We start from the raw sequence: 5,398 nt of genomic DNA, 5'->3' as shown, positions 1-5,398 counted from the left end.
CGGAAGCTTCGAGGTGACGGTGCTGCTCGATGGCATCCGGCCGGGCGATGGCCCATATCCGACCTTTGGCGCGGATCAGAAGGCCGAAGATGTGGAAGCGCTGATGGTGGAGAATTTCCTGCCGCCCACGCGCATGATCAACCAGTTTAACCCCGTGCTGGTGAATACCGGCAGCGAGCTGGTGCTGTTCGACACCGGCATGGGCCCGGACGGGCGCCAGGCCGGCATGGGCCAGCTGACGCGCCGCATCGCCGATTCCGGTTATTCGCCGGCGGATATCACCACCGTCGTGATCACCCACATGCATGGCGACCATATCAACGGTTTGATCGAAGGCGACCAGCCGGCCTTCATCGGTGCGCGCTATGTGGCCGGTCAGACCGAATGGGACTTCTGGACCTCGCCCGATCGCAAGGGCACGCCGGCCGAAGGCAATGCCAAAGCCGTGCAGGCCAAGGTTGTGCCGCTGAAGGACAAGACCACGTTTATCCAGGACAAGGCTGTGGTGACGCCGGGCGTCACCGCTATGGCTGCACCCGGTCATACGCCGGGCCACATGGTGTTCATGCTGGAATCGCAGGGCCGCAAGCTGCTGCTGACGGCCGATACTGCCAATCACTTCGTCGCCTCCTTGCAGCGGCCGGATTGGGAAGTGTCGTTCGATGTCGACAAGGCGCAGGCAGCGGCGACACGCAAGACGATTTTCGGCATGCTGGCTTCCGAAAAGATGCCCTTCATCGGCTATCACATGCCGCATCCCTCGGTCGGCTATGTCGAGGAGATGGGCCCCGGCTTCCGCTTCGTGCCCGCGACCTACCAGTTCCAGGTCTGAGCCGACGACCGACAGCGCAGGGGATGACGCAAGGCGGCGTCTTCCCTTTCGCCTGTCGGCGTGGTAGCAGCCACTGCCATTCTCCACACGGAAGAAAAGATCAGGCACGCCTCTATGGTGTAGCCCGGTTTCTCATTTCCGCTTTGCAAGGACTGGCATAATGGCGCGCATCATCGAAACCATCACGGGCGCACATGCGCTGACCTTCGACGACGTGCTGTTGCAGCCCGGTCATTCCGAAGTGATGCCTGGCCAGACCGACATCCGCACCAAGATCGCCCACGACATCGAACTCAACCTGCCGATCCTGTCAGCTGCGATGGACACGGTGACGGAAGCGCGTCTCGCAATTGCGATGGCGCAGGCCGGCGGCATCGGCGTCATACACCGCAACTTCACGCCGATCGAGCAGGCCGAACAGGTCCGTCAGGTCAAGAAGTTCGAATCCGGCATGGTGGTCAATCCCGTTACCATCGGCCCGGACGCCACGCTGGCCGATGCCCTGACCCTCATGAAGACGCACAGCATTTCCGGTATTCCGGTAGTGGACAATGCCGGCCTCGGCGGCCCGCGCGTTGGCCGTCTGCTCGGCATCCTCACCAATCGCGACGTGCGCTTTGCGTCGGATCCGAGCCAGAAGGTTCATGAACTGATGACGAAGGAAAACCTCGTCACGGTGAAGGACAATGTCAGCCAGGACGAAGCCAAGCGCCTGCTGCATCAGCGCCGCATTGAAAAGCTCTTGGTGGTGGACGATCAGGGCTATTGCGTCGGCCTCATCACCGTCAAGGACATGGAGAAGTCGCAGCTCAACCCGCATGCGTCCAAGGATGCGCAGGGACGTTTGCGCGTCGCCGCCGCCACCACCGTGGGTGCCGACGGCATGGAGCGCGCCGAGCGCCTGATCGAAGCGGGCGTAGATCTTCTGGTGATCGACACCGCCCATGGCCATTCGCAGCGCGTGCTGGACGCCGTGACGGCGGCCAAGAAGATGTCGAACTCAGTGCGCATCATGGCCGGCAATGTCGCAACCGCCGAAGGCACCAAGGCGCTGATCGATGCCGGCGCGGACGCCGTCAAGGTCGGCATCGGACCGGGCTCGATCTGCACCACGCGTATCGTGGCCGGCGTCGGCGTTCCGCAGCTGTCGGCCGTCATGTCTGCGGCTGAAGAAGCGGACAAGCAGAACGTTTCGGTGATCGCCGATGGCGGCATCAAATATTCCGGCGATCTCGCCAAGGCGCTGGCTGCGGGTGCGGGTGCTGCCATGATCGGGTCACTGCTTGCCGGCACGGAAGAAAGCCCCGGCGAAGTCTATCTGCACCAGGGCCGCTCCTTCAAATCTTACCGCGGCATGGGCTCGGTCGGCGCCATGGCACGCGGTTCGGCTGACCGCTACTTCCAGGCGGAAGTGCGCGACACGCTGAAGCTCGTTCCCGAGGGCATCGAAGGCCAGGTGCCCTACAAGGGGCCAGTCTCCGGCGTGCTGCACCAGCTTGCCGGCGGCCTGCGTGCCGCCATGGGCTATGTCGGCGCACCGACGCTCGGCGAACTGCGTGATCGCGCAACCTTCGTGCGTATTTCCAGCGCTGGTTTGCGTGAAAGCCACGCGCATGACGTGACGATCACCCGCGAAAGCCCGAACTATCCCGGCGTGATGTAAGCGAGGCGATGCGCTTTCTGCGTAATCCCGGTGTTCTGACGGTCGCGGCCATCCCGGTCGCGCTCGTCATGCTTGCCTTTGAGTTCCTCTATCTGCGCCCGCTGACCGGCGGGCAGGCCAGCCTCGACTGGCGCTTCGATGGCTTCAAGCCGATGGAAGCGCTGTCCTGGCTGACCGCACTCGGGCCCCGCGGCCGCGAGGCGGTGCTAGTTTGGCATTATCTCACCGCCGACCTTCTGTTTCCGGTTCTTGTCGGCTTCGCGCTCGGCGGCTTTACCTATTATGCCGCCCGCCGCGTGTCCTTCTTCCGCCGCTTGGCCGATTCGACTTTGCGCAAGCTCTGCGTCCTCTGGATCCTGCCCTATCTCATCGTCGATTACGGCGAGAACATCATGATCTCGGCGATGCTGGTGGACCCCGTCGGCGTCAGCCATTCGCTGATCCGAACGGCATCGGTCTTCGTGATCCTGAAGCACGTCTTCTTCGGCATCGGGCTGATCGTGATTGCGGCGCTCAGCGTGCTGGCACGCCGCGAAGCAAACAGGTCAATGTAAGGCGCCGAGCGTCAGCGCGTCTTCACCTGGAAGGCCACGTCTATATTGCCCCGGACCGCATTGGAATACGGGCACACGGCATGCGCTTGCTTCACGATCGCTTCCGCGGTGGCTTGATCCACGCCCGCAATTGTCACTTCCATCGCAACGGTCAGTGAAAAGCCCTTGTTGTCGTTCGGCTCCATTCCGACGGTCGCTGCGACTTCGATGTCGTCGTCGCCGATCTTGTCCGCCTTGGTGCGCGTGACATGGATCACGGCATTTTCGAAACACGCGGCATAGCCGGCGGCAAAGAGCTGCTCGGGGTTTGTGGCGTTGCCTTTGCCGCCGAGATTTGTCGGTAGTGCTAGGCTCAGGTCCAGCAAACCGTCGTCGCTGCGCACGGTACCCGATCGTCCGCCAACAGCTACGACGCGGGTGGAATAAACTGCTGTCATTATCAAAAACTCCGTTGGGACCAACGCGATATAGGAGCGCCAACCACGCAGAAACAGGCGCAGCGTATGCCTTTATGCGGGCTTCACGCTGCCCAGGTCGCGCGGATCAAGGCGCAGAGCTGTTCGCATTCCTGGCCGCGAAGGCCGTTACGGCGTTGGAACAAGGCGATCGCACGGGTCGGTGCCGGCTTGGCGAAAGGCACGATCTTCAGCCCCGCGATCGTGTTGGCGGATGCAACCGCCATTTCAGGAATAAGCGTCACGCCGAGCTCATTCGCCACCATTTGCAGGAGCGTGGTGAGGCTGGTGGCGCCGAAGCGCTTCATGGCGACGGGCTTGACCTGGGTGCAGACGGCCAGCGCCTGTTCGCGCAAGCAATGCCCTTCCTCGAGCAGCATCAGGCGTTCGAGCGCCGGGCTGTCCGGCGGCACGGGCGGCGCGATGAAGTCAGGATCGGAAGCCGGCACCGCCAGAAAGAAGCTTTCGTCGAACAGTGGCGTGGCCATCATCTGCCGGTCTTCGATCGGCAGCGCGGCAACAAAGGCGTCGATCTCGCCGGCCAGCAGCGCATCGGTCAAATGCGGCGTTAGCGCCTCCCGTAACTCCAGCTGGAACGCTGGAAAACTCTGCCGCAGCACAGGCAGGAGAGGGGGCAGCAGATAAGGCGCGATGGTCGGAATAAGCCCGAGCCGAAAGCGCCCCTGCATGGTGGAAGGGCGTCGCCCGCTGCTTTCGAAACTGCGAGTCGATTGAAGGATGCCGGTCGCCTGCGGCAGCAATATCTGACCTTCTTCGGTGAGACTGACCGCACGTCGTGCGCGATTGAACAAGCGGCAACCCAGCACCTCCTCAAGCTCCGCGATCTGTGCCGAAAGCGCCGGCTGCGTCACGCCGCACAAGGCGGCTGCCCGCCCGAAATGCAGCGTTTCGGCGAGCGCCTCGAAATATTCCAGCTGTCGCAGGCTCGTTCGGATCATCACCCCTTCTTATCAAAACAAGAAGAAATGGCAATTTGCGATTATCGCTGATGCGCGTTACCACACAGTCCGAACGAGGATGGGCGATCGCCGATCCTTCAAACCCAGCAGCCTCGCCAGGGAGTTTAATCATGGATGCAGTGACCGACGACAAGACCGAGGGCCAGTGCCCCGTAGCCCATGGCGGTGGTGGAAAGAACGGTGCCCCTGGCGACAAGAAGAAGCCATCGAATCGCGGCTGGTGGCCGGATGCGCTCGACATCGAGATGCTTCATCGCAATTCCGACCTGTCCAACCCGATGGGCGGTGACTTCGATTACGCCGAAGAGTTCAAGACGCTCGACCTCGATGCGGTGATGACGGACCTCAAGGCCCTCATGACCGACAACAAGGATTGGTGGCCGGCCGACTTCGGCCATTATGGCGGTCTCATGGTCCGCATGGCCTGGCACTCGGCCGGCACCTATCGCATCACCGACGGCCGCGGCGGCGCGGGTGCTGGACAGCAGCGCTTCGCCCCGCTGAATTCCTGGCCGGACAATGCCAACCTCGACAAGGCGCGGCGCATGCTGTGGCCAATCAAGCAGAAGTACGGCCGCAAGCTGTCTTGGGCGGATCTGATGATCCTGACCGGCAATGCCGCGCTGGAATCGATGGGCTTCAATACGTTCGGTTTCGCTGGTGGCCGCGTCGACGTTTGGGAGCCGGAAGAGCTTTATTGGGGGCCTGAAGGCACCTGGCTCGGTGACGAGCGCTATAGCGGTGAGCGCCAGCTTTCCGAGCCGCTGGGCGCCGTCCAGATGGGCCTGATTTACGTCAATCCGGAAGGCCCGAACGGCAATCCTGATCCGCTCGCTTCGGCCCGTGACATCCGCGAAACCTTTGCCCGCATGGCCATGAATGACGAGGAAACCGTCGCGCTGATCGCCGGCGGT

The 5,398-nt window shown here is 62.5% G+C and carries 6 protein-coding genes; 4 read left to right on the top strand and 2 right to left on the bottom strand.

Going from position 1 to position 5,398, the window contains the following annotated elements:
* The 3 genes from RTX98_RS15330 to RTX98_RS15320 form a co-directional block, all read left to right on the top strand.
* Window positions 1-832: MBL fold metallo-hydrolase (locus RTX98_RS15330; protein ID WP_312797702.1), on the top strand; the 832-nt coding region annotated here is incomplete at its 5' end.
* Between the two features lie 160 nt (window positions 833-992).
* On the top strand, window positions 993-2,495 hold the full coding sequence (guaB, locus tag RTX98_RS15325) for an IMP dehydrogenase (RefSeq protein ID WP_312797701.1): 1,503 nt from the start codon (window positions 993-995) through the stop codon (window positions 2,493-2,495).
* An 8-nt stretch (window positions 2,496-2,503) separates the two neighbouring features.
* The gene (locus RTX98_RS15320) at window positions 2,504-3,049 is read left to right on the top strand and encodes a hypothetical protein (RefSeq protein WP_312797699.1); all 546 of its coding nucleotides are present in this window, start codon (window positions 2,504-2,506) and stop codon (window positions 3,047-3,049) included.
* A gap of 11 nt (window positions 3,050-3,060) precedes the next feature.
* Here the strand turns inward: RTX98_RS15320 and RTX98_RS15315 are convergent, their stop codons facing one another.
* Window positions 3,061-3,486, bottom strand: a complete 426-nt coding sequence (locus tag RTX98_RS15315; protein WP_312797698.1) for an organic hydroperoxide resistance protein — start codon at window positions 3,484-3,486, stop codon at window positions 3,061-3,063.
* 83 nt (window positions 3,487-3,569) lie between these two features.
* Window positions 3,570-4,463: a hydrogen peroxide-inducible genes activator gene (locus RTX98_RS15310; RefSeq protein ID WP_312797697.1), complete on the bottom strand. Its 894-nt coding sequence runs from the start codon at window positions 4,461-4,463 to the stop codon at window positions 3,570-3,572.
* A 131-nt stretch (window positions 4,464-4,594) separates the two neighbouring features.
* On the opposite strand from RTX98_RS15310, the gene RTX98_RS15305 reads away from it, so the two are divergent.
* Window positions 4,595-5,398 (top strand): peroxidase family protein (locus RTX98_RS15305; RefSeq protein ID WP_312797696.1); only part of this gene is annotated, 804 nt, incomplete at its 3' end.

The organism is Tianweitania sp. (assembly GCF_032053605.1).
GTDB lineage: Bacteria > Pseudomonadota > Alphaproteobacteria > Rhizobiales > Rhizobiaceae > Tianweitania.
This window is presented reverse-complemented; position numbering and strand designations above follow the sequence as displayed.

What these genes read in the sequence shown, in the direction of transcription:
- guaB (WP_312797701.1), top strand. Translation starts at nt 993, where the DNA reads ATGGCGCGCATCATCGAAACCATCACGGGCGCACATGCGCTGACCTTC.
- RTX98_RS15320 (WP_312797699.1), top strand. Translation starts at nt 2,504, where the DNA reads ATGCGCTTTCTGCGTAATCCCGGTGTTCTGACGGTCGCGGCCATCCCG.
- RTX98_RS15315 (WP_312797698.1), bottom strand. Translation starts at nt 3,486, where the DNA reads ATGACAGCAGTTTATTCCACCCGCGTCGTAGCTGTTGGCGGACGATCG.
- RTX98_RS15310 (WP_312797697.1), bottom strand. Translation starts at nt 4,463, where the DNA reads ATGATCCGAACGAGCCTGCGACAGCTGGAATATTTCGAGGCGCTCGCC.